A 346-nucleotide genomic window follows, 5' to 3' on the forward strand; every position below is an offset into this window, starting at 1 on the left:
AAGTTACTGGATTATTTGTTATGTTAAATGTTTTAATTCCTGTTAAAGTTTGATTTCCTGTATTTCTTACTACAGTTGAATCTACATTAATTGTTCTATTAGCTGCTAATGTTCCTCCTCCTGATAAACCATCTCCTGCGGTTAATGTAATGTTTGAATGTGTATGCTCTGATGGAGTAAACGTTGTCGGTTTACTTGTAACTTCAGACCAAGTAGGCCACCTTGTTGCGGTAGCAGGCGCACTACTGATGTCGCCCCATATATGACCGTGACCGGATGGCGCGAAATTAGTATTTGAGTCAATAACTGCTTGTATCCGTTCATTAGTTAAATACAGATTAACTTT

At 37.6% G+C, this 346-nt stretch carries 1 pseudogene; it reads right to left on the minus strand.

From position 1 onward, the window contains the following. Window positions 1-346 (minus strand): annotated as a pseudogene (locus P5674_RS26180) (hypothetical protein); the annotation flags it as partial.

It is taken from the genome of Limnospira sp. PMC 289.06 (genome assembly GCF_032350395.1).
Classification (GTDB): Bacteria; Cyanobacteriota; Cyanobacteriia; order Cyanobacteriales; family Microcoleaceae; genus Limnospira; species Limnospira platensis.